Below are 20848 nucleotides of genomic sequence, written 5' to 3' on the forward strand. Positions count from 1 at the left end.
TTAAAATAGATGCTCTTTTACTTATTTTCTTATTGACAGAGTGGCTCATTTTTCTTTTTGAACCTAAGGGTTAAAGTGCCAAATAAAAGTTAATTTTCCCGAAATTTAATCAGAAATTAGACTGACCTATAAAGCTTAATTATTGATAAATCCCTCAATGAAATTATCTACTTTCTTTTTAATTGTTGCGATATGCTCCTCTGCATTTTCCATTCCTTCGGGAAGTTTATTTTTATCATAGACACAACGAAATATATCAGCGCTTATTGCCAATAATCTTAAAAGATGAGTCGTGTGTTGACGATTTAATTCCTCTTCTTTTTCTAAGCGCCTTTTTTCTTCCTCACCAAGCCCAGGATTTTCTTTATTATGAAGATAAACTTTAATTCCTAATTCAATCATTTCCTTCATGGTTTGAGACGATGAGTCATGCCTTTCATCCCTTTTAATTGTTTCAAGTTGATCAATTATTTTTTGATTAAGATAACAATAAGCCTTGGGCATAAAATCCTCTTTGTAAATAGATTACGGACTTTGAGTACATGGATTTAAATCATTTTAGAAGGCATTGTATCATTACTATTTAGGTGTTTAATAGGTGTGTGTTGTGAATTTTACGGTGTTAATAGAAAAATAAACAGGTGTGCATTAGGTGTTGATTTATTATAACTTATTGATTAATATTAAAGAGTGGATGCACACCTATTGAAAATTGAGATTGAAGTAAAATTAAAAATGATTTTTATCACTTAACTTACTGATTATTATGAAAATTTTTATAAGTCATGCTAATGGCGAGGGGTGTGTTTGTTTTAAGTGTTATTTTAGGTTCTTGTGGTTTGCATTCGGTGGGTGTTTTTATTTTTAATTTTGGATCATTTGATCATGATAGCGCGGAATAAATTGCGAGTATGTGATTTTATTTTTTATAATTAAATTATGCGAGATACAATCAAAAATAAGGATATTTTTAAATATGAAACTGATTAAATTGATTTTAAAAAAAATTGCCAAGATCATTCATTTTCGCCCATATTCTGAGTGGACTGAAGAAGAAAAAATAGAATATGCTAAGCGTACCGCATTAAGTATCTAGCGCAAATCAAGATAAGCCTCATAATTGAAATTAATTTTGGAAATAGTTCTTCCCTCATGATAGTGCCAGATCAATTTTCTCACTTGCTGAATAAGATCTTCCATTTTAGCGAATGATTTACAACCGTAAACTTTATGCTTCAACCAATGCCAAAAACGCTCTATTGGATTGTACTCAGGTGAATACGGTGGTAAAAAATGCAAGTCTACCCACTCATGCTTTTTGACAAATTTCTGTACTTTTTTACTTTTGTGTATCGTTCCATTATCCAAAATGATCGCAAGCTTTTTATTGGGATTTGCTTTATGAAGCTGATGCAGAAACATAATAAATTGCTGGCTGTTTCCTGAATCGGCTTGTTTCCAGTAAAATCGGCTCGTTCTTAAATTTAAAGCACCAAAAAGTGTTTTGCTCAGTCTATTTTTAACCGTATTTACTGTTTTTTTTCACCTGTTTTGAACCATCCACGGCTAACATATGGTTGATTAGAAAAATGGGATTCATCAGCAAATAAAACTTCCATCTCATTTGGAGTGTTTTGTTTTATCGCTGTCACAATCTCTGCAACTTTTGATTTCTTCTCCGTCGGTGAGGGAGCATTTTCAGGCATTGTTTTTGAAAAACGTTTATACACATAGCCATGTTTATTCAGGGCCTTCGCAAATGTTTTTTCACAGGCCCTAATGCCTTGCTTATCAAACCAATCACGTAGCAAATTAATTTGCCAACCGCTTTCCTGATAACCATAATCCTGTGGAGAGCGTTCTAACAATTCTTTAAGCCTGGATTCTATTGCCGGTGCTTTTTGCGCGGGACGACCAGATGCTTTTTTTGTCTTAAGACCCTCAATTCCCTTTTCAACATACCGGTTTAGCCATAACCGTATCGTGATAATATTTCTATTTAATTGTTTCGCTATTTCGGGCGGGGATTTTCCTTGGTCTGATAACAATACATAGTAGGCACGTTCACCAATGTTTGTATTTCTACCCAAGCGAAGTCTTGTTAATTCCGAGCGCTCTGCCTCTTTTAAAGATATCCTTATCATTTTTAATCAAATCATTTATTGTGGGATGACAGAATAAACAATATCACCAATTTGCGCTAGATACTTAATGCGGTCCGCTTAAAAGGCAACGTACTTTTAATTCCTCTCATCAATCAAATGAACCAAGAATAAATCCGGCTACTGGGCTTCCAATGATTGGTTGTCTTGACGTTAACGGAAATTCTTTTGGAACTAATCACAGCCATGACCATTTCAGAAGAAACAATGACGACTCTTATCGTCCCTTTTCTTCTACAAGTTACAGCAGTAGTTACGATCCATTTACTAATCGCTATTAATAAAGTTCAATAATGCGAATCAAAATAAATTTAAGGGAAACTATGGCTTTAAATTAGCGCAAAAAAAGTTAATGAAAAAGAAAGAATTAAATATAGAGCGTTCGCCTTATAGTTTATTTATTATATAAATTTGCCAAATTCCAGGCGCGTAGCCATGCTCTCAATATAGCCGTTGTGCAGGCCTCACCGTTTGGAGTTTCAGCACAAAAACGGCCTTTAATTATGGCCATCAATTTGTCATCGCGACATGGTGTAGGAGGAATTCCTTTTTTAAAAGCATTTGCACCCAATACAGAAGCTGTAACGATTTGTTGTTCGAGTTTGTTCATTTTAAACATCCTGTTAACTTGTTGTCAGTAGAGCAATTTTGAATAATCACTTAAATTGCACCGCCTCATGCAGGTGGTGCAATACCATACCTATTTAATTATTACTGCACACCTTTTAATTCCATCATTTTTTCAGCAAGTGTCCATAGGGCTTTATTTAATTTGATGCTCTGATCAATTCCTGACACCTTGCGAGTACGAAAGCGCTTGGGATAACCATGCGAATCCTTTGAGTACCCACTTACTCCACCTTTGACAACATTTTCTTGAACAATATTAAACACTGTAAATAAATCATTTGCGTTTGCCTCTTCTCTTCTACGTGGAGCAAGCAATTTTGATGGCGCAATATCACGTCCGATCTCACTGTCCTCAAATCGCAATGTATGTGCTGCTTGTGCAAATAATTGCTTTTCTTGCTGATCCAGCCTGACCGAAGCCATTTTATGTGATGATTCAATCATTAACTGTGAGTCTTCGATAATTTTATAAGTACCCTCAATAATATTTCCAACAATATCACCCTGGTGGCGCACTCTCATTTCATCATAAGAATGACCAGCTACGAGACCATTGCTGCAAACAAGACGAAATACACCTGCATTTAAACGATAGGAAGACAGGCCATCGTGAGAATTCACAAGTACAAGCTCAGGAAATAATTGAGTAAAAGATGGCTTTGTATCACGGTGACGAAAACGGATCATGTGCTTCGTAAATGCTTTTTTAGTTTCTATTCGAGAATTGCTTTGATGAGCCCATGTTGGATAAAACCCTTCTTGCATTAACCCTTCAATGACATTGATTGTTGAAATATGTTGATATTTATCGCTGGTGTGCTCTGCACTTTCTTGAGTAAAGATTGATGGTGCTTTACGTCTTAACATATCAATAGTTAAGTAATGGGTATGTAACATTTTTGTTATCCTTATTTGTGGTTTAACCATGTGTCCCGATTGGACATTTTTAGAATAGCAAAATCAGAAGTCGAAGTCAACAAATAAACGCAACAAAAAATTGTTGATATCTTAAGGTATCCTACATTATAATAAAATGTCCACTTGATTTGGGACTCAAGGTTAAACCACAAATAAGGAAAAAATAAAACAATGACTATTAAGCTCAGTATTAGCCACTATGACAATCAAAACCGTTGGCTATACGGTGAAACTGATAATGGCAACAAGTATGTGTTGATTGATGAATGGCATGAAGAGAAAAGGACTTATTATCCAGTGCCTTATACTTGCACTCATAACGGCTTACCCTATATACCGCTTTATGATGAGAACTATGAAATTAAGTGTGGATTTAACCATACATGGGATAAATCTATTGTCGAACGTTTTTCAAGTGCATATGCAGTATATACTGCAATTCTTGAATATTTACAAAATAAGTCTGGCAAATAACTGGATATATAAATAAATCAGAATTGGCTAATAAATCCTGTTAAGTATTTTATCTACCGTTTTAATGAATGAGGCATTCATGAAAGAACAATTGCAAATTGTCTTAAGAAAAAATCGCCGATCTGGTGATTTGATCCAGATTGCACGAAAGGCAGACAAGAAAAAAATCATCCATAGCTATCAAGAAGGAATCGACCCCTTATCCGATGCCCCGCTTTTAAATAAAGCTGAGCTATTTGAATTGAAGTGGTTTGATCAAATGCTTAAATTTTTCCTTGATCAGACAGAGAGTCACGCCACTGATCTGGAGCGTTATCGTTTATTTATGCCTGAATCACTATATCAAGCGATGTATCATCTTTGGGTAAGATGTGAGGAAAATAATATTGATTATCGCCCCATGGATTCCATAATTAAATCCATTATTAACAAAATTAAAGCAACTGAAACTAAGCTTTACGAAAAAACGGGGGAACGGGTTAATGTATTAAAAGATATTAATTTTCGTGAACTCGTCACGGATACTGATAAAGACGCACAAGATGCAAAAACTATATTTAGCACATTAATTGAAACCCCGAAGTTTTTTGATTTTTTTAATCAGATAGCACAATCAAAATATCGGAAATTATCAAACATTAAAGAAAATCACTTTAAAGGGTACGCGAAAGCGCATCATTTGCCGCCAAAATGGGTTTATGCCTGCGCTATTGATGTAATTGCCAAACGCATCAACCCACTATCTATTATTACAGAAGATTGTTTATTAGTGCTTTGGGTTAAACCAAGCCTTCGTGTCGGGATAAGTAAAGACACGCTGCTTGAAAAGTTAAATGAATGGGGCGTTAGTCACCATATTATTGAGAAAACCATGCAATCAGAGCTTGTTTAGTTAAGCATGTATTGCAAAAGATCGTGGAGTATTTGTCATTAAATCCTGGAAACCATTTCAGTACCAAGGTACATCCTACCAATTAAATCATCTTGATGAATTTAATTGGGAATTTATTCAACCCGCAATTAAAGATAAGCCGGAAAAGCGCTATGCTTTTGTTATTGCGTTTGGCCTGCATTGTTTTACTCGTGGATTAAATAGCCACACTCAGGAGACTTGGCAAGATATTGAAATGGATCTTATTTATTCAGACTCCAGAGAAAAGCGTGTTTTTTGCTTTTCTCGCTATGAATTATCATATCTCTTGCCTGAAATTGCTAAACAGGTTGATCACCGTTCCTGCTTCCATACCGGGAAAGGGAATTTTTTTACCATCGAACTATCAAATCAACAGGAGTATGAGGTATATTTTAAGGTTTCGAAATCAGGTAAGGGATTGCTTCGTTTGTTTATAGAAAGTGCTTATGTGCGCGACAAACAGCACGCCTCTTCACGCCCACAAAAGAAAAAAATATCTTTTTTTATTATAGCTCATCACATACAGTCAAATAAGCCAATAAAAATACCACCCAAATAAAAAACCCTGTAAAACAGGGCTCTTTATAAAATAAACTAGGCTCGCTTTATAATCGCTCTTGGGCAGATACCGACCTTATATCGGCGGAGGAGTGCATGGCTTTCACCATCCTGTTCATACACTCTGTAACATAATTATGGCAGGTTATTGTTCAAGTATCAAATTGTTTTTGGATTCACACTCTATTTTTTACTGATTTTAGGGAATTTAGGAGTTCCCCTTATTTGCAGGTCGCGTATATTATGCACTCAAGAAACTCATGCTTTGTCATTAAACTCTCGCAACAATCTGGCCGCTCCTCATAATGATTCGTCCATGCATCAATACAACGCAGGATTATTCAAATTCGGATTCCTCATGACGATTCGCAGCACTAAAAAATCCTTCCTCAGATAACTGCTTGCACACTTCTTTGATGGTTTCATGGGCAAACCCACGACCACTTAAAAATCGATAAATCCTTGTTTTTGATTTCTCAGGATGTTCGTCCTTTAATCCCCTGCTCTTGCGGCGCGCTTCATCCAAAGCCCGTGGGTATTCATCACCTAGATTAGCCAGTACCTCATCAATTACTTCATCACTGACTCCTCTTTGGCGCAAAGACTGAATCGTAAACCGATTGCCTTTGTGCGCATAACGCTGGGCAGTGCTCTCAGCAAGACGGTGGTCACTAATCAAATGCAGTTCATTTAGGCGCTTGATGGTCGCTTGAATTAACGCATCAATATCCGGCTTATCAGCAAAGGATTTTTCCAATTGTTTGCTAAGCTCGCGCTCTGTATAGGGTCGTTCTGATAAAAGCTTCATCGCTGCATCAAGTAAGGCACTCATACTTACTCCTTTTTGTATCGTTTACCGCAGTACTTTTCTTCAAAATATTTTTTTAAAAGCACACGCAATGTTCCGCGACTTAACCCTAAAAGCTTGGCAGCCCTGCTTTGATTGTACTGGCAACGTGCCATTACGGATTCAATGAGCGCAGGCTCAACCTGCTCCAAAACCATACGATGTAAACCAATAACCCCATTGCCGTAATCCTTAAGATAACGCTGAATCAACTCGCTTGTTACTTCAGACAAAGGCGGACATCCAACCTGCTTCTCATTCATGCTGTCATTGTTCCTTCTACAAAATAACCTATAAAAATCCAATCCGTACCAAGAGTACTTAATTGGTGCGCAAGAATAATTTTTTTTGTATGAAGTCACAAGAAAAACTTAAATTCATTCCCTTGAATTTTTACCGAAGCAACCCTATTTTTAGATTATCCAAAAACAATAATCAAGGAGAAGTCATGAACGAGTTGAGAAGAACATTGCCAATGTATCGCGAGATGGGTAGTTTGCTGGATAATTTTTTTAATCTGCAACAACGTGATGATGCCTCATTTATTGAAACAAGCACCTGGTCACCCCTGGTCGATATAAAAGAGGAAAAGGATTGCTTTCTAGTACTGGCAGATATCCCTGGGGTAAAAAAGGAAGATGTCTCGATTTCTTTAGAGCAGCACATACTGACGTTAAAAGGCGAGCGCCATTTTGAAAAGACGGAACATCAAAATGGTTATACCCGAAGAGAACGTGCTCAAGGACAGTTTTACCGCCGTTTCAGCCTGCCTCAAACCGCAGATGATGCAAAAATTACGGCACATTATGCCCATGGAGTTCTTGAAATCAGAATTCCAAAACGAGAAGCGGCTACTGAGAAAAAAATAGAAATCACTGTGGAAAACTGATGATTTATAAGGTCTCTTCGGAGACCTTTCACCAAAACAGCACCATACCTAAATTATTTAAGGATAAACCACTTGATAGAAAATGAACTACTGGCATGTTGCAGCAATAATATGGCTTGATTGTATCAAAATTGTTATCATACCGCCTTCAACTTAATTCAAATAAAGGCTGTTAGTGACTTCGAGCATAAAAAAAGAAGCCATTTGGGCTGAAGTTAAAAAACGGTACCGCTTATCGAATGAAACCATCCAGATGGCGAAAAAACTTGGGCTCAACCCTAAAAAAATGGGCAGCATAGCCAATCACCATCAAGAGCCTTGGAAACAACCTCTGCCTGAGTTTATTAAGTCCCTTTATCAACAGCGTTTTGGCGAACACACCAAAATTGACCAATGAAACCCACTTTTTTGTAAATTAAAGGACAGTCAACAGTGCATTATTCAGCCCCCATGTTACCCGATGTAGATTATATGAAGATTTTTGATGACGAAGAGTTTGAACCCTTCTTTTCACTCGTTGACCTTGAGTACGATACATTCAAAAGCTGTTGTGATTTTTTAGAAGAAGTTAAATCCGTTTTGTTGGAAGAACAATTAGTCCAAGTTCCTGAGTTGCTGCTCGCACATCTTTGTGCTTATCTTGGCACTGTAATTACATTACATACAGTCCATGATGCCGAAAACCTGGAGCCCTTGGTCATTAATCTAATCACGCATCAAGCCCATGCGTCCTACCAGCATTTTAATGAATACCCCATTAACAGTGCCGCCAAAAGTCATGAGCAAAAAATACAGAACCTTGAACATCTGCGCCAAAGCACCCCAGGAAGTATTCTCAATCAAACCATGCGCCTTGGACGGATTATGATGGATGTCTTAGAGGAGTTAAAGAACAACCAACCCATAGACCGCTTTCTTAAACCAAAACAAACTGAATTGTTCTGTAATCAAGAGTCACTCATTAAAATTGCACTGTATCTGGGAAGTAAGCAATGTGCTTCATGGAGGGAAACGCTTGATGGCTTATCCGATAACTACGTCATGAACCAGCTTGCCATTCAAATAGGCTGGTTAATTGGTTATTTTTCTCATCTTGATCATAAAGCACCTGATAAAACCAGGTACTTTGATTACGGCCTTCCCTTGACTCGCTTATATCGAGAGAGTGTCTATAAAATGATGCATGCTTATGTGGAAGCACAAAACAGCGAAAGCCAAAAAGAAGACATGGAAGCAGAAGTGCTTCTTTCTGAGATACAGAGCGCATCTGAAAAAGTACGCGCACAAGTATTGCCTGCAATCACCGAGTTCCAGAAGCAAATGGCTATCGCAAAAGCAGGAATTGAAAAGGCATTAATCGAACTGATGAATCAGGGTTGTGCCATTAAAATTCTACTCATGAGCCTCTTCTATTTCTGGTTTACGCTGGAAGCACCGCTTCATATGCAAAATCCAGAACATACCGATAAAGAGGATCCCTTTTTACATATGGGAAATATCATTGAGTTGGTAAAAAAAACAGCGCGTACACTACCTGATCCTGAATTAAGTCCTGAAATTCAGGTTTTAAATCAAAAAATGCAACAATTAAAAAAATACATGCCTAATCCTGAATCACTGGACACAGTTCCCCAAGAACAGGTGGAAAACGAAGCAGCGCATGTCAATACAACCATTCATACTGCCACCAGCGAATACCTCAAACGGGATTTCCACCATGAAGCAGTTGCTAATGCTTTATTTAGCCATTGGCTTCGCTTGTCTGTTTTCTTTGGTGTTCCTGAAAGTTATTGGCAAAAAATGGATTATTATTTTAAAGAAATAATGGAAGCAACAAGGCAATACTTGTCCATGGCATTTTCAGATCATTGAGAACAGGATGACTTGCAGCTATTGGAGTAGTGACGATATGAGCTTTAATGAAAAGAGTCCTCAACAACAAGAGAGCAACAGCCGATGGAATCATCCAAGACCTCTTTTGCCGGCCTTAGAACCAGAAACGCAATACCCAATTGATGCGTTACCACCTATGTTAAGAAACGCGGTGACTTCATATCAACACTATGGCCAACAACCCGTAGCGCTGGTTGCTTGCAGCGCTTTAGCTAACCTGTCATTAGCGTGCCAAGCTCTGGCGAATGTTGCCAGAGACCGTTACCTGGTAAGCCCTGTTTCGCTCTATTTTTTAGTTGTTGCCCAATCGGGTGAGCGCAAAAGTGCTGCAGATAACGTTTTTTCAAAGCCAACAAGGTCTTGGGAAGCTAAAATCAGAAAAATCCGTGAACCCGATGTACAAGCAGCCTTAACACTCCATCAAGCATGGCAAATGGAACGCGATGGGCTTTTGAATCAAATCAAACGTGGCATGATGTCGGGCGAAGATACCTCCTTCCATAAAGGTCTTTTAGCCCGTTTAATTCGCGCTGAACCGGATATTCCTTTATTACCTACATTATATTTTGAAGACGCTACCCAGGAAGCGCTGGCTATCCATTTAGCACGTGGTTGGCCTAGTGGGTCATTATGGTCTGATGAAGCAGGAATTGTATTAGGAAGCCATAGCATGCAATCAAATCCTGCTCGCTTCGTTGCTTTACTCAATCGCCTATGGGATGGGAAAAGCTTCACGGCACACCGCAAAACCACTGATAGCTTTACCCTGCAATACCGACGGCTCACCTTAAACCTTATGATGCAACCCTTATTATTGCAGACCATGACAAATCAACATCAGAATATCGCTCGCCAAAGCGGTTTTTTACCTCGCTGCCTGATTGCTTACCCTAAAAGCGCCATGGGAGCCCGATTTTATCAGGAGCCTCCTGAATCAAAAGCGTACTTGGATGAGTATGAAACACGAATTATCGATTGCCTGAATCAATCACAACACTTAAGCAGGAAAGGATGTCATAAGCTCCCTACGCTGTTTATGAATAGTGAAGCAAAACGCTCTTGGGTACAGTTTTTTAATGCGGTTGAATCAGGATTAAACTACCAAGGGCAGTGGGCAGAACTTCAGGATTTTGCCAGCAAGGCCGCCGAAAACGCAGCACGGCTTGCTGCCCTTTTTCATTTGTTCGAAGGGAAAATTGGCGACATTGGCTCAGAATCGATGGAGCAAGCAATCGCTGTGACTCATTGGCACATGAAAGAAACGAGACGCTTGTTTGATGCAGGCAATCAAACCAATGATCTTTCGGATGCGCAAACACTCTTTGAATGGCTTAAGGATAAAGGGGTTCGTAAGACAACAGCCCGCGACATTCAGCGTCTAAGTCCATTACGAGATATAGAGCGGCGTGATAATGCCATTGCCATCTTAATTGAGCATCAAATCGCACAATTAAGTCGAGAAGGAAATAAAATGACTTTGGAATTAAATCCCCTTTGTTTTCATGATTGAAATCCGATTACAATTAAATTTGCGACACTGCGACAGTTGCGACACATCCATTGAGGTTGATCAAATTTTAATTGGAGTTACTTAGAAATGACTGATGATTTATTTGTTGCCACATGGAAAAAAGGCATTCAAAAAGTAGGTACTGAATTTTTTAATATAAAAGCATCCTCCCTTGATGCGGCGCAGAAAAAATGGCAACTAGAGCCTAACTACGCCTTTATTCAAAGCGCTATGGGTGGATATAGTCACGGCAAACAAGTGTTATTGGCGATGATGTACTCTTTTTTTAACCCAGAAGAGGGTCAAAAACTACTAGAGAAAACCCAGACTCCAAATTTTGTGCAGGCTCTGTCTATCCTTAATAAAGAAGGCCGAAGTATTATTGCCCAACTATGGTTGCATCATAAAGGATGGTAAATAAGCCATCTGAAAGTTAGCCTGAGGATAACTTAATAAATCGCGACACATGCGACACATTATGAGATAAAAACCAAATTACGCATATTTTTTGTACTACTTTGCTGCCAAATTTAAAAGTGCTACCCACTGACAAGGACTTCTGCTACCAGAAGTCCTTGTCAGTGAAATATATTTTCCTTCATTTCAAATGCTAAACAACGATTTTAGAGTAAACTATTGAAACAATTCGGAGTGTGATCCAGTTCTCATCAATCGTAGCAAATTAATCTCTTCCTCTACTTTATAAATGAGTAGCCAATCTGGGTTTATATGGCACTCCTTGTAACCTTTCCAATCTCCAACCAAAGAATGATCGTTGTTTTTTTCAGGTAATGATTTGCCAGCGCACAATAAATTAACTATTTCCTCCAATAAACTTAAATTTTTTCTCTGTTTAATAATTTTTTTAAGATCTTTCTTAAACTGTGTAGAACGACGTATATCAAGCATCCTCATTATCCAGATCATCAATCATTGCCTGAAAGGATGAAAATCTTTTTCCCCCACCACTTTCTAATTCATCCATCGCCATTTGTGTTTCACGATTTGGAATTTTTAATTCAAAAGGCATCCCTTTGCACATCACTATTTGAGCATAAAGTGCATTTATTGCTTGCGAAGCGGTAATCCCTATTTTTTTAAGAATTATATCTCCTTGTGCTTTAAGATCAGGTTCAATTCTCGCCTGAACCGTTGTTGCTTTAGTCATAATAAACCTCATAATAAACTCATATATTATATTGTAGTTGCATTGTAATACAAAAGCAAAGCTATTAAAGATATCATTAGAGCTTATTTGTGTAATAATTTTCAATTGCCATTTTCATAAGTCATATTCACTATTTGTTTTTTGTCAGAAGTCAACTTCACATCAAGAAATAAAAATTCATTGAATTGATACAGCTCCATAATTAATTTGCACATCGGTTTAAAAGAAGTTAATTTAGTAGTCAGTTCAGTGTCTATTTTTGTTTATGCAGACAAGCAGTTCGAGTTAATTGATTGTGAGCCGCTCCCGTTACTTTGTCAAAAAGTATTGAAAGTTACGATTATGTATCGTACGATACACTCCCATGAACATACATCCAACTACACCAACAGAAGAGTTGTATTCTGCATTACAAGTTGCTTACAATCACTTCAATAACAGCTTGTTTGATGCAAAACTGCCACCCATATTGTTTACCTTTCAAAGGCAACAGGGCATGATGGGTTATTTTGCGCCAAACCGATGGGCATCTTCCCAAGGAAAAAATTGTCATGAGATTGCGATTAATCCTTTGTATGTCGGCAGAGCAAAGCTAATTGAACTCATGCAAACACTCGTTCATGAAATGACCCATTGCTGGCAGCACTGTTATGGGACTCCAGGAAGAATGTCGTACCATAACAAAGAATGGTCAGACAAAATGATTTCTGTAGGTTTAATGCCAACATCAACAGGAAAGCCTGGTGGGAAAATAGTCGGGCAGCGTATGGGAGATTATCCTATCTCGAATGGATCTTTTGTTTTAGAATGTGTGACTCTGCTCAATACGAAAAACTTTAACTTGCCTTGGGTTGACCGGTTTTCAATACGCGATTGGAACACTGGAAACGAAGGCATAAGCGAATCTTGTGAAAACACAGTTCTTGCTGATGCATTAACCGGTATAGATAGCAACATCGCCGACCAGTTAATCAGCAATTTAAGCCATCTGTTTGACAATGACTTGTTTGAATCCCCTTCCCCTCAAAGCAGCAAGAAGACAAAATTAAAATATACCTGTTTTGAGTGCGGCATCAATGTATGGGGTAAAGCAGGTTTGTCTCTGCGATGCGACGATTGCAATAACCCCCTGCAAGGAGGTTAATACTGTATCGTACGATACAGTGCATTCAGATCTAACTTTGAAAGTAGTCTGGGGCTAAATATTGAAAGAGATAAGGTATATTCCGTGATGATTTAGCACTAAACTTGGATCTAAATTGTCTCAAAACGAAGCAGTTCGGGACAATCAATTAATTTCTCTTTCATTGTTCTTGGTAATTTTTTTATATAACGCTCCACCTTCATTGCTCTACCTTTACCTTCTTTTATTTCCCATGATTGAGCTATTTTTATTGGCTTAAAACTTCGTGTGTATTTACAACCGCCGGTGCCCTCTACATGAGATACATAACGTTTTTCAAGATTATTAGTATAACCGGTATAATAAGTATTGTTCTCACAAAGTAACATATAAACCCAATAAATTTTGCTACTTTCCATTAAGATCCTCTTATGCAAACAGCTCTTCTATAGTTTCTTGCATCTCTTCTTGACTGGGTTTGGCATAACGAAATATTTCTTTAATCGAAACGTTACCACTTAACTCTTGAGCAAAATGCACCCCATGTTTGTCCGTCACTTTTTTCAAAAATGTATGCCTGAGCTTGTGCGGGGTAAATTCAAATCGTTCATTCGAAGGTAACAGCGCTGACACTTGTTTTAATACACGCTGACAAATGCGAAAGATGTTGCGAGTATTGATACGATTCCCTTCCCTATTGATAAACAATGGCTCCTCTGGCTCTGTAGTGCGACTGTTCAAATAGCTATCCAAATGTTCTCTGGCCTCAAGAGGCAAAGGAATTTTATTCGTCACTCGCTTGCTTTTATGGCGAACAACTGAATGCAAACCTTTTGAATGATACTGATGTACATTTAAAGAAACCAATTCCGATTCACGTAACCCGGTTCCTAGAAGTACATAGAATACTGCTGTTTCCAAGAGCGCATTTTGATTTTTACGAGTACATATTTTAGTACGCTGCTCGCATGCGGCTTTTAAGCGCATGAGTTGTTTCGAATTTAAGCCATTCCATTCAGGCGCATCGGTTTGTAAATCTTTAACTCCAGATAAGGGATCACCGGCCATCAGTGGCCTTTGTTGGTTAAGCCATCGGCCAGCATGACGAACAGTGGCCATAGTTCTATTAATAGTAGTTGCTTTGTATGCTTTTCCGGTTTTTTCAGAAACGGTATTACATAAAGATCGTTGGAAGTGTTTGCTGACTGCAGGAGTCCAGTTATCTACCAAATCGTGTCCTACTTCCATTTGAAAAAACTTTAAAAACTTAGTTAAATCTTTTTGTTTCGCAGATTCCGTTTTTTCAGGCGCGCCCTTGACATGAACCTGATAATAAAAGGACAACCAGGCGGATAAGGAATTAGTGTCAAAATTGTCATTTTCATAAGACGACTTCACTTTCAATCCTGATTTGATCGCACTTGTGCACCCGACTTCTAACTAACTGAATTTCAGTAGCCATCTTCACTATTTGTAATTATACTCAGAAGCGGGCTTCACCAGAAGATCATTAAGATGGATTCTAACGATAGTGTTCTAATTGAAAAGGGATTACTTTCAGCTTCAGGCAGTGAGTGGAAGTGTGCACGTTTGCGTGCAGAAATAATTGCACCGCTGGCACAACTAAAAGTTGTAACTTGGGAACTTGCTGATAATGCCGCAGTACAACTAGGCCTTTCTCGAAGACAAATTTATGCGCTAATAAAGCGTTATCGTCATGGCCAAGGGTTAGTGAGCGATATGCTTTTAAATAAATCCAATGGGGGAAAAGGTAAAAGCCGTTTGCCTGAAGCAGTTGAACAGATTATTCGAGAAGTATTGCGATCGCATTATCTAAACAAACAAAAATTATCCGAAACTGTTATTTGGAATGAAATTAAACAACGTTGTCGCAAGCATAATCTTTCAGTCCCTGCCCTCAATACAGTTCGCCTAAGAATACAATGGCTAGATCCTTATGTCTTGACTCGAAAACGCGAAGGAATTGATGCCGCAAGAACATTGCAATCTTCAGGAGGTGTTCCACCAGCAATTGTTGCTCCGCTTGAGCAAGTTCAAATTGATCACACGATTATTGATCTAATGATAGTTGATGACATTCATCGCCAACCAATCGGAAGACCCTATATTACTGTAGCTATTGATGTTTTTAGCCGCTGCTTGATTGGGATGTTGATTACGTTGGAGGCACCTTCATCTGTTTCTGTTGGGTTATGTCTTGCGCATGCTGTATGTGATAAGCGCCCCTGGCTCGATCGTCTTGGTTTGGACATCGATTGGCCTATGATGGGAAAACCTTTATTACTTTATCTTGATAATGGCGCTGAATTCAAAAGTGAAGCATTACGCCGTGGATGTGAGCAACATGGTATTGCGCTGGATTATAGGCCATTAGGTAAAACTCATTATGGAGGTATTGTTGAACGCATCATTGGCACGCTCATGCAGAAAATACATGAGTTACCCGGCACAACATTTTCTAACCCCTCTCAAAAAGGCGATTATGATTCTGAAGCTAAAGCTGCATTGTCGCTTAATGAGTTAGAACGTTGGCTGGTATTAGCCGTGAGCCATTATCATGGCAGTGTTCATCATACGTTGAATCAAACCCCTGCCTCTCTTTGGTCTGAGGGTATCACGCAATTTGGTAATGTGCCTACAGTTAGCAATCCCCGTGCATTTCTTATTGATTTTCTACCCGTGTTACGCCGACAAATTAATCGCGGTGGGTTTTTAGTAGATCACATCGCATATTATGCTGATGTACTTAAACCATGGATTGCAAATCGCCATCAATTACAAAAATTTATTATCAGACGCAATCCACTGGATTTAAGCCGCATTTGGGTATTGGATCCTGATAGTAACCGATATATTGAAATTCCTTACCGGTTTATTTCCAGGCCAGCATTAACGTTGTGGGAACACCGTCAAGCAATGGAGAGATTGCGCGCAAAAGGCTGCTCACAAATTGATGAAACCATGTTGTTTAGTATGGTTTCACAAATGCGAGAAATAACAAAAATGGCTAAAAAAACCACACGTAAAACCAGGCGCAATCAGCAGCGCCTTAGCCAAATAGCTCAACTGCCAATCATTCAGGAAAAAACCGACCTAAAAATAGAACCTCCTACAGACATAACCACTGAGGTTGCTCGGCCTTTTGACCAAATTGAGGAGTGGTAATTATGAGTGAAGAGACAGTTCTTGATTTATCTCATCTCATTCCATCAATGCAAAAAATTGCCATGCTACCTTCAGCTGAACGTGTTCAAAGGGTTCGTGCAGATCGCTGGATCGGATACCCAAAGGCAATGGCAGCCATAGAAAAGCTGGAGTCGCTACTTAATTGGCCATCGAAGCAACGCATGCCAAATCTTTTGATTGTCGGTCCAACTAATAACGGCAAGTCAATGATCATTGAAAAATTTCGTCGTACTCATCCTCCCATTACTGAGCCTGATTCAGAAAAAATTCCCGTCGTTAGTGTACAAATGCCTTCTGAACCATCAGTAAAACGGTTTTATTCTGCTTTACTCATGGCAATCGGTGCTCCAATTCGTCCAAGACAGCAATTAGCAGAAATAGAAGAACAAGCATTAAGATTATTACGTACTGTTAAAGTCAAAATGTTAGTCATTGATGAGCTGCATAATATTATGGCTGGAGCTGGTAGTAGTCGGCGTGAATTTCTTAATCTTTTACGCTTTTTAGGGAATGAATTACGGATACCGTTGGTAGGCATTGGTACAAAAGAAGCTTACTTGGCCATCCGTTCAGATGACCAATTAGAAAATCGTTTTGAACCCCTGGTGCTACCTATCTGGCAAGAAGGTAGCGAACTGCAATCATTATTGGCAAGCTTCGTTGCCTTACTGCCTTTGCGTAAACCATCATTTATTGCCACATCAGATATGTCACGTTATTTATTGGCGAGAACAGAGGGAACCATTGGTGAACTTGCACAATTATTAACATGTGCCGCCATTGCTGCAATCGAATCAGGGGAAGAGTCTCTTAATTCGCGAACACTAAGTTTAGCTGATTATGACGGTCCGACAGCAAGAAGACGAGCTTTTGAGCGTGAATTATAATGAATCGATTGCGTTGGCCATTACATCCTTCGCCATTTAAAGAGGAAAGCCTGTTATCTTGGTTAGCAAGAATTGCAAATTGTTATAATTTTACGGTTGATGAACTGCTGAAACATGATTTAGGGTACTATGGAGAGATCGATACACTTAATATCAGTGCACCACAATGGCTTTTGGAATTATTATCTAATCGTACAGGCATTGATGAACATGATATTTATGCAATGACTTTGTCTGCATGGACTCCCCTCCTGCTTGATGATCTCTTTGAAGAAAATTCTGATTTTGAAGCTTATGTTCAATCTTACTCACTTTTATTACCTTTAAGTAAACGCAAAAAATATAATCCCAAGAAACCTTGGAAGCCCTGGTTATCTCAACCATTGATGTTTTCAAAAGCTTGCCCTATTTGTGTGGATATCAATAAGGCTGGTGCAATCTCATTGATATGGTGCTTGCCATTAATGTTAAGTTGTCCTATTCATCAATGTCTATTACTTCAATGTCATATTTATCAAGGACACCATATTGTTTGGGCAAAAGAAAATGAGCCACCAATTTCAATATCCCCTGCCATAAGTAAAATGGATCAGCGCACTTGGTCAGCGTTAACAGAAGGCAAGGTTGTTTTACCACACAGAACAATACATGGAGGCGTTTGGCTCCGACTATTACGCACAGTGCTTGATGAATTACATATCCCGCAGTCTTCAAAAAATATTACCAATCTTTGGGCATCGCTAGGGCTAACTCCAAGAGGCGGACAAGCACGATGGCGTCCTTATGAATTATTGCCTCTAAAAACACAACAGCAAACACTAATAGCTGCTGCAAAAATTATTGACCAAATAGAAAAAGGATTGATAAACACTGCTGGAAAGCAGGCTTTTTTGTTTTTACCAGAACTTCGAAGCAATAAAGATCTACCGTCTTTTCCAAAAAGAAAAAAAGAAGCAATAATGAATCCAGAATCGCCGTTTCTAAAAGCAATGGACTCCTTTAATCGATTAGTCGAGATTGCAAAAAAAGACCCTCTTGTAGCCAGAAATTTCCGTAATTCAATTTTATGCGGGAGAGTAGATTTTGAATCAATTCAAGAAACTAATCGTTCATTAATCAAAATTGGTATACCGTCAGAATTTTTAGTAACATAATCAAAATAGATAATGATTTAAAAGACGTTAATTTAGTGACTGAATAAGTGACTGGTTTTATTGAGATCTTGACGCAAATTCAAGTTGTCACATAATCGAACGTTTTTGTGACTCAAAAGATGGAGAGAAAAATGCTGGTTGGGTATATGCGGGTGTCAAAAGCAGATGGTTCGCAAAATATGGATCTACAGCGTGATGCCTTATTAGAAGCAGGTGTTGATCCGAATCAAATTTATGAGGACTTTGCTTCAGGAAAACGTGACGATCGCCCAGAACTTGCTAACTGTTTAAAGGCATTACGTAAGAACGATATTCTAGTTGTCTGGAAGCTGGATCGACTCGGTCGCGATCTGCGCCATCTTGTTAATACGGTTCATGATTTAACAGCTAGAAATATTGGATTTAAAGTATTAACAGGACATGGTGCTACTATTGATACAACAACCGCGGCAGGAAAGCTCGTGTTCGGTATATTTGCAGCACTTGCTGAGTTTGAACGTGAAATGATTAAAGAACGAACCCTTGCTGGAATAGCCTCTGCTCGTGCACGCGGCAGAAAAGGAGGAAGACCTTATAAAATGACTCCTGCAAAACTCAGACTTGCAATGGCCTCTTTAGGTCAAGTTGAGACTAAAATCGGTCCATTATGTGAGGAGCTTGGAATTACAAAACAAACTTTGTATCGACATCTAACACCAACAGGTGAATTACGAGATGATGGAAAAAAATTACTTGGTATAATTTTATCTTGATAGGCCTGACTGATAGGCCTGACCGATCCATTTCCGAAAAATATAGTATAATAAATTATCGACACTTTGATAATAAAATTTTCATGAAAAACAAATTTGAAATTAAAGATAGGATGAAAGCAGGAGGGATTACCAGCGCGTCTTTTGCTACGGTTGATTCTCAAGGTCATGTCATACCGGATCCTGTAAATATCGCAGACCCAAATTTGCAACTCGAAGTCACAAAAGATACGGTCTTTCAATGTGCTTCTCTGAGTAAACCTGTATTCGCTTATCTAGTTTTAAAATTAATCGAGACTAATAAGACAAAATCTTCTGAAGAGGATTGGGTGGGAAAATTTAAAACGGATTTTAATTTAAAGACCCCTTTATACACACTCTTTAAAGATAAAGGTGTAGTATTAGAGGGCGATAATAACCCTTTTCTTAAGCTATTCAGTGACCAAAAACAAGCAAAGCAAATAACCGCTGAAATGGTTTTATCCCATACAACTGGGTTACCTATAGTGGGTAAGCCACCGTATCAATTCCAATTTGAACCTGGTACACATTACGCGTATTCGGGACCTGGTATTGAATGTTTACAAGTAGCCATTAAAGAATTAACGGGTTTGAGTCTGGAAACATTGGCTCGAGAGCATGTATTTGGAGAGCATGCGTTAAAGATGCCTAATAGCACTTATGGTTCTGAAGGTATAGCAGCCAATAGCCTAAAAACAACTGCAGAGGAATATGCCAAATTCATAGTGGCTTGGATTAACGATGATAAATTAAATTATGCATTTAACCCAATAAAACCTGCCGACTCTATGACAAATGACTTTTTTCCAAACCAAAAATCAGTTGGTAGGCTTGTTGAAAACATAAATATTGAAGAATCCGATAGAAACCGTGTAGCTTGGGGTTTAGGGATAGGACTAGTAAAAAACGAGCAAGGCCAAGTGATAGGAGTTTATCATACTGGTGATAGTGGCGAGGGTGGAGTTGAATGGAGAGCAGGGTTTGGTGCAGTCATTGATCCTCAAAGTAAACGTTGTATTGAAGCTTCGGTTTATCTGACCAAATCACCTAATGGACATATTCTCGCAGAGAAAGTCTTGCCTGATATATTAAAATCTGGGCTCGATTATTTTTTTCCAACATATGGCTTTGCACGCAATGCCGAAGAGTTAGATGGAACAAATTTTCATGGGATGAATCCCCAAATTTTAAAAGCTGAATTAAAAGAAATGGCCTACAAAACAAAACCCTCAACCCCACAGTTCGAGCAAAACCTTCAATCGGTAGAAAATCCTTCTAAATCATCAGAAGAGAATGTTACTAAATCCACTGACAGTACTCAAAAAATGTTTCATCAAATGAATGTTAGTCCCTTATCAACCAGACCAGTACCCTCGGAAAAAACTGTTAAATCTCAAGAGAAAGAAACAAGCTCTGCCAAGCAAGTTCAAGAAGTTGAGAAAACAGAAGGGGATACAATACAAGAAGAGCGGCAATTTAACCCAACGCCACTCTCTACATCATATGATCCTTACAAGCAATGACTTTCACCTATATACAGAGCTGTATCTCCATCCAGATCATTTGGGAAAATAAGGGTAAAAATATTGTGTACATCAACAGTGAAAATGTCTTCTGAAATTAGTGCAACTCACTTCTGAAAATGACAAAAATGAACATCCAAGGGATGAAAAACCTTATCTACCCCAAACTTCCAATTTTTATCATTTTGCGCATCCAATAATTTCAAGGCATTCTCCATG

General features: G+C 38.4%; 25 protein-coding genes. 14 read left to right on the top strand and 11 right to left on the bottom strand.

Annotation, left to right across the window (positions count from 1 at the left end):
• Nucleotides 1-135: 135 nt before the first annotated feature.
• The 5 genes from OQJ26_RS17175 to OQJ26_RS17195 all read right to left on the bottom strand — a co-directional run bounded on the left by OQJ26_RS17175 (nt 136) and on the right by OQJ26_RS17195 (nt 3689).
• Nucleotides 136-504 (bottom strand): hypothetical protein, encoded by a 369-nt coding sequence (locus tag OQJ26_RS17175; RefSeq protein WP_265704937.1) that lies wholly within the window; start codon nt 502-504, stop codon nt 136-138.
• A gap of 588 nt (nt 505-1092) precedes the next feature.
• A complete protein-coding gene (locus OQJ26_RS17180) occupies nt 1093-1512 on the bottom strand; it encodes an IS630 family transposase (RefSeq protein ID WP_322783961.1) in 420 nt (139 codons plus the stop codon).
• Nucleotides 1513-1529: 17 nt separating this feature from the next.
• Nucleotides 1530-2144: an IS630 family transposase gene (locus tag OQJ26_RS17185; protein ID WP_265703218.1), complete on the bottom strand. Its 615-nt coding sequence runs from the start codon at nt 2142-2144 to the stop codon at nt 1530-1532.
• A gap of 412 nt (nt 2145-2556) precedes the next feature.
• Complete coding sequence (locus OQJ26_RS17190; RefSeq protein ID WP_265704938.1) at nt 2557-2772, bottom strand: hypothetical protein; 216 nt, start codon at nt 2770-2772, stop codon at nt 2557-2559.
• A gap of 101 nt (nt 2773-2873) precedes the next feature.
• Complete coding sequence (locus tag OQJ26_RS17195) at nt 2874-3689, bottom strand: DUF932 domain-containing protein (protein ID WP_265704939.1); 816 nt, start codon at nt 3687-3689, stop codon at nt 2874-2876.
• 192 nt (nt 3690-3881) lie between these two features.
• Here OQJ26_RS17195 and OQJ26_RS17200 point away from each other — a divergent pair, with 192 nt between their 5' ends.
• The 3 genes from OQJ26_RS17200 (at nt 3882) to OQJ26_RS17210 (ending at nt 5656) form a co-directional block, all read left to right on the top strand.
• Complete coding sequence (locus tag OQJ26_RS17200) at nt 3882-4184, top strand: hypothetical protein (RefSeq protein WP_265704940.1); 303 nt, start codon at nt 3882-3884, stop codon at nt 4182-4184.
• 79 nt (nt 4185-4263) lie between these two features.
• On the top strand, nt 4264-5076 hold the full coding sequence (locus OQJ26_RS17205; RefSeq protein ID WP_265704941.1) for a hypothetical protein: 813 nt from the start codon (nt 4264-4266) through the stop codon (nt 5074-5076).
• A 235-nt stretch (nt 5077-5311) separates the two neighbouring features.
• Nucleotides 5312-5656 carry a hypothetical protein gene (locus OQJ26_RS17210; protein ID WP_265704942.1) on the top strand — a complete coding sequence of 115 codons (345 nt, stop codon included), beginning with the start codon at nt 5312-5314 and terminating at the stop codon, nt 5654-5656.
• A gap of 336 nt (nt 5657-5992) precedes the next feature.
• Here OQJ26_RS17210 and OQJ26_RS17215 read toward each other — a convergent pair whose 3' ends face one another.
• The gene (locus tag OQJ26_RS17215) at nt 5993-6487 is read right to left on the bottom strand and encodes a regulatory protein RecX (protein ID WP_265704943.1); all 495 of its coding nucleotides are present in this window, start codon (nt 6485-6487) and stop codon (nt 5993-5995) included.
• A gap of 2 nt (nt 6488-6489) precedes the next feature.
• Complete coding sequence (locus OQJ26_RS17220) at nt 6490-6765, bottom strand: helix-turn-helix domain-containing protein (protein WP_265704944.1); 276 nt, start codon at nt 6763-6765, stop codon at nt 6490-6492.
• A gap of 185 nt (nt 6766-6950) precedes the next feature.
• Between OQJ26_RS17220 and OQJ26_RS17225 the strand changes: the two genes are divergently transcribed.
• The 5 genes from OQJ26_RS17225 (at nt 6951) to OQJ26_RS17245 (ending at nt 11211) form a co-directional block, all read left to right on the top strand.
• Complete coding sequence (locus OQJ26_RS17225) at nt 6951-7391, top strand: Hsp20/alpha crystallin family protein (RefSeq protein ID WP_265704945.1); 441 nt, start codon at nt 6951-6953, stop codon at nt 7389-7391.
• A 175-nt stretch (nt 7392-7566) separates the two neighbouring features.
• A complete protein-coding gene (locus OQJ26_RS17230) occupies nt 7567-7788 on the top strand; it encodes a hypothetical protein (protein ID WP_265704946.1) in 222 nt (73 codons plus the stop codon).
• Nucleotides 7789-7823: 35 nt separating this feature from the next.
• Nucleotides 7824-9263 (top strand): hypothetical protein, encoded by a 1440-nt coding sequence (locus tag OQJ26_RS17235; protein ID WP_265704947.1) that lies wholly within the window; start codon nt 7824-7826, stop codon nt 9261-9263.
• A 7-nt stretch (nt 9264-9270) separates the two neighbouring features.
• Entirely contained in the window at nt 9271-10794 is a 1524-nt protein-coding gene (locus tag OQJ26_RS17240) for a YfjI family protein (protein WP_265704948.1), read from the top strand.
• An 87-nt stretch (nt 10795-10881) separates the two neighbouring features.
• Nucleotides 10882-11211: a hypothetical protein gene (locus OQJ26_RS17245; protein WP_265704949.1), complete on the top strand. Its 330-nt coding sequence runs from the start codon at nt 10882-10884 to the stop codon at nt 11209-11211.
• Nucleotides 11212-11427: 216 nt separating this feature from the next.
• On the opposite strand, the gene OQJ26_RS17250 is transcribed toward OQJ26_RS17245, so the two are convergent.
• The gene (locus tag OQJ26_RS17250; RefSeq protein ID WP_265704950.1) at nt 11428-11703 is read right to left on the bottom strand and encodes a type II toxin-antitoxin system YafQ family toxin; all 276 of its coding nucleotides are present in this window, start codon (nt 11701-11703) and stop codon (nt 11428-11430) included.
• Nucleotides 11696-12067 carry a type II toxin-antitoxin system RelB/DinJ family antitoxin gene (locus tag OQJ26_RS17255; protein WP_265704951.1) on the bottom strand — a complete coding sequence of 124 codons (372 nt, stop codon included), beginning with the start codon at nt 12065-12067 and terminating at the stop codon, nt 11696-11698. The genes OQJ26_RS17250 and OQJ26_RS17255 overlap by 8 nt, the downstream gene beginning before the upstream one ends.
• Nucleotides 12068-12326: 259 nt before the next feature.
• Between OQJ26_RS17255 and OQJ26_RS17260 the strand changes: the two genes are divergently transcribed.
• Nucleotides 12327-13106, top strand: a complete 780-nt coding sequence (locus tag OQJ26_RS17260) for a SprT-like domain-containing protein (protein WP_265704952.1) — start codon at nt 12327-12329, stop codon at nt 13104-13106.
• A gap of 110 nt (nt 13107-13216) precedes the next feature.
• On the opposite strand, the gene OQJ26_RS17265 is transcribed toward OQJ26_RS17260, so the two are convergent.
• Together OQJ26_RS17265 and OQJ26_RS17270 are read right to left on the bottom strand one after the other, a co-directional pair.
• On the bottom strand, nt 13217-13504 hold the full coding sequence (locus tag OQJ26_RS17265) for a GIY-YIG nuclease family protein (protein ID WP_265704953.1): 288 nt from the start codon (nt 13502-13504) through the stop codon (nt 13217-13219).
• Between the two features lie 10 nt (nt 13505-13514).
• On the bottom strand, nt 13515-14483 hold the full coding sequence (locus tag OQJ26_RS17270; RefSeq protein WP_265704954.1) for a tyrosine-type recombinase/integrase: 969 nt from the start codon (nt 14481-14483) through the stop codon (nt 13515-13517).
• A 117-nt stretch (nt 14484-14600) separates the two neighbouring features.
• Between OQJ26_RS17270 and OQJ26_RS17275 the strand changes: the two genes are divergently transcribed.
• The 5 genes from OQJ26_RS17275 (at nt 14601) to OQJ26_RS17295 (ending at nt 20629) form a co-directional block, all read left to right on the top strand.
• On the top strand, nt 14601-16271 hold the full coding sequence (locus OQJ26_RS17275; protein WP_265703861.1) for a Mu transposase C-terminal domain-containing protein: 1671 nt from the start codon (nt 14601-14603) through the stop codon (nt 16269-16271).
• Nucleotides 16272-16273: 2 nt separating this feature from the next.
• The gene (locus tag OQJ26_RS17280; RefSeq protein ID WP_265703860.1) at nt 16274-17179 is read left to right on the top strand and encodes a TniB family NTP-binding protein; all 906 of its coding nucleotides are present in this window, start codon (nt 16274-16276) and stop codon (nt 17177-17179) included.
• Nucleotides 17179-18333: a TniQ family protein gene (locus OQJ26_RS17285; RefSeq protein WP_265703859.1), complete on the top strand. Its 1155-nt coding sequence runs from the start codon at nt 17179-17181 to the stop codon at nt 18331-18333. The genes OQJ26_RS17280 and OQJ26_RS17285 overlap by 1 nt, the downstream gene beginning before the upstream one ends.
• A 131-nt stretch (nt 18334-18464) precedes the next feature.
• Nucleotides 18465-19085, top strand: a complete 621-nt coding sequence (locus tag OQJ26_RS17290; protein ID WP_265703858.1) for a recombinase family protein — start codon at nt 18465-18467, stop codon at nt 19083-19085.
• 83 nt (nt 19086-19168) lie between these two features.
• On the top strand, nt 19169-20629 hold the full coding sequence (locus OQJ26_RS17295) for a serine hydrolase domain-containing protein (RefSeq protein ID WP_265703857.1): 1461 nt from the start codon (nt 19169-19171) through the stop codon (nt 20627-20629).
• Nucleotides 20630-20848 lie beyond the last annotated feature (219 nt).

The organism is Legionella sheltonii, from assembly GCF_026191355.1.
Lineage (GTDB): Bacteria > Pseudomonadota > Gammaproteobacteria > Legionellales > Legionellaceae > Legionella > Legionella sheltonii.